3 protein-coding genes are annotated in these 2,865 nt (G+C 45.8%); all 3 read right to left on the bottom strand.

Features of this window, described 5'->3' with window-relative positions:
• Positions 1–118: 118 nt before the first annotated feature.
• A complete protein-coding gene (locus AC4GME_RS07810; RefSeq protein ID WP_490376234.1) occupies positions 119–1,363 on the bottom strand; it encodes a dihydrolipoamide acetyltransferase family protein in 1,245 nt (414 codons plus the stop codon).
• The gene (locus AC4GME_RS07805; protein ID WP_490376235.1) at positions 1,360–2,364 is read right to left on the bottom strand and encodes an alpha-ketoacid dehydrogenase subunit beta; all 1,005 of its coding nucleotides are present in this window, start codon (positions 2,362–2,364) and stop codon (positions 1,360–1,362) included. Before AC4GME_RS07805 ends, AC4GME_RS07810 begins: the two co-directional genes overlap by 4 nt.
• Positions 2,357–2,865, bottom strand: a 509-nt coding sequence (locus AC4GME_RS07800) for a thiamine pyrophosphate-dependent enzyme (RefSeq protein WP_490379203.1), incomplete at its 5' end; no start/stop codon positions are given. The genes AC4GME_RS07800 and AC4GME_RS07805, both read right to left, overlap by 8 nt.

The raw sequence follows: 2,865 nt of genomic DNA, 5'->3' as shown, positions 1-2,865 counted from the left end.
TTTAGGTCTCGACGTTCCATAACTGTTCAGGTTTTTGTATTTCTGGATTATATTGTCTAACTGTTCAGGTTTTTGTATTTCTGGATTATATTGTCTAATTCTTCAGATAGTGATTCTTCTAGATCTCGACGTTCCATAACTGTTCAGGTTTTTGTAATTGTTGATTCAGTTGATAAAGCAGACGTGCGCCGATATGGCCGTCACTTACTCTGTGGTCAGCTGCCAGGCTTGCTTCTATTACCGAGCGAATCTGCACCTCTCCATCTACAACCATAACTTGCTGATGCGCTGAGCCTAGCGCGATGATCGCAACTTGTGGCGGATAAATAACAGCAAACATTTTCTCGGCACCGCGATCGCCAATGCTGGTTACCGTACAACTACCGTCGGTCAATTCAGAAACACGTAAACTGGAATTTCGTGCACGTGCCACCTGTTGTTTAAGCAGATCCATCATTAAAGCTGGCGTGAGTGTTTGTGCATCGCGAATTACCGGCATTACTAATCCTCCTCCGCGTAAATTGATCGCATTTGCTAAGTTAACGGTATTGCTAGGGAAAAATGTATTGTTGTTATACACGCCATTAAGTTGCTTATTTTTCATCAATGTTCGAGCAATTGCACATAACAGCGGGGCGGCTAATAATATGCGTAACTCTGCTGATACGCTGGCATTGTGTGCTTGCAGATACTGCTCAAGAGCCGTTATATCTAAACGCTGGCTTAAATAATAATGAGGGATTTGTTGTTTCGAGCGGGTCACCGTTTCGCTGATTGCAAGGCGCATCGCATTTTTATCAAAGCCGGTTTTGCTTTGTTGGGCCTTATCCTTTTGTGGCCCTTGTGTTCTCTCTTGCTCTGGGGAACTGGGTATTTGTTCAAGTGCAGCTTTAACCATTGCCAGTGTGATGATTTTATTATTATTGTCTGCCGATAAGGTCTGCAGCGACAGTTGATGTTTTATCGCCAAAGCGCGTGCGGCGGGCGTTGCTAAAACAAAATCACTGCTAGCTTGCGCCTCTTTGCTGATATGGGGGGCAGTTATCTCAGGTTCCGTGCTATCCAGCGGTTTTTGGGCTGACTGTTGCTGATTGTCTGCTATAGTTGAATCACTATTAATCGAACGTAACCGGGCAATCGGGGTACCAACAGTAACTTGTTGCCCTTCTTCGAGTAATAATTTTTCAATAATCGCATCTTCGAACAGATCCAGATCAATGGCACCTTTGTGGGTGTCGATCACTGCAATCACACTGCCCCGTTTTATATTATCTCCCTCTTTCACTAACCACTCAACCAAAGTGCCTTTCGCCATGTCGGCGCCAAAGGAGGGCATGTTTAAATCATGCACCGCGTTGTTCATAGCACCTCCCCCATACTGGAGTTGGAACTATCTAACATCTGCAATGCGACCTCTACGATCTGCTTAACTTGTGGTAAACATGCCTGTTCTAAATGATCCGGGTAAGGTATCGGTACCTCGACACCACATACGCGGCGCACTGGTGCATCTAAATACCAAAGTGCATGCTCTGCTAATATGGCACTGATCTCTGCCGACATGCCTGCTGTTTTCCATGATTCATCTACAATCAGTGCCTTATGGGTGCGGCGTACTGAGTCGATAATTGTTTCTCTATCGAGCGGGCGCAAGCAACGCAAATCTACCACTTCGATATTAAATCCTTGCGCTTCAAGTAACTCTGCTGCCTGCATCGCTTTATATAAACAACCGCCCCAGGTGATAATACTCAGATCCGTGCCGGTTTTGCGGATCACCGCTTTTTCCATGGGCGCGATATTGTCAGTTTCAGGTAAAACTCCGGTCTGGTTATAAAGCATGACATGCTCAAAGATAATAACCGGATCCGGATCGGCAAGCGCCATTTTCAGCATATAGCGTGCATCTGCTATGGTGCCGGGATAAAGCACTTTAAGACCGGGCACATGCGCATATATACCCTCAAAACTGTGTGAGTGTTGCGCTGCCAGCTGTTTGCCTGCTCCGCAAGCCATACGAATCACCAGTGGCACGGAGATCTGTCCGCCCGACATATGCCGCAAAGTCGCTGCATTGTTGATAATTTGGTCCAATGCAAGCAAGCTGAAATTAACCGTCATCACCTCAACAATAGGACGCATGCCTCCAACCGCGGCACCAATACCCGCGCCAACAAATCCAGACTCAGAAAGCGGGGTGTCAATAATCCGCTGTGCGCCAAATTTATCAAGCAAACCTTTAGAAACAGCGTAACAACCACCATAATGACCGACATCTTCTCCCATTAAAAAAACCCGTGGGTCTTCCGTTAAAGCCTCAACTATCGCCGCTTTAAACGCGTCTCTGAAAGTTACTTCATCCATGGGAAACCTCCGTGTATACGTGCTTTAACAAACTTTCTACAGGTTCAATAGCGGCTGTTTCTGCGTGTTTTACAGCGCTCTCAATCTCTTTATCTACAGCCTGTTCGATTGCTTGTAACTCCTCAGGTTCAATTTGATGATTATCTACCAGCCAATTTGTTAACTGTACGATGGGGCCTTTTTGTTTCCACTCTTCGACCTCACTATTGTTTCGGTAAAGCTGTGTATCAAACATGGAGTGACCTCGAAAACGATAAGTCTGACATTCGATAAATTGCGGGCCACTACCGTCGCGTATTGCGCTGCAGGCTAATTTTGCCGCTGCTTCCACATCAACGACATTCATGCCATCAATCACTTGCGAGGTTAAACCGTAACTGGCCGCCTTTAAATGAATTTTCTGATTAGACTCTTCAAGCTCCAGTGCAGTACCCATGGCATAAAGATTGTTTTCACAGATAAACAGGATCGGCAGTTGCCACAATTTGGCAAGGTTTAAAC

This window comes from Psychromonas sp. (genome assembly GCF_983033635.1).
The sequence above is the reverse complement of the archived record's forward strand: the minus strand, read 5'-3'. Positions and strand labels throughout refer to the sequence as shown.

Bases quoted from the DNA above. Each gene is read 5' to 3' on its own strand.
- AC4GME_RS07810 (WP_490376234.1), bottom strand. From the start codon at position 1,363: ATGAACAACGCGGTGCATGATTTAAACATGCCCTCCTTTGGCGCCGAC.
- AC4GME_RS07805 (WP_490376235.1), bottom strand. From the start codon at position 2,364: ATGGATGAAGTAACTTTCAGAGACGCGTTTAAAGCGGCGATAGTTGAG.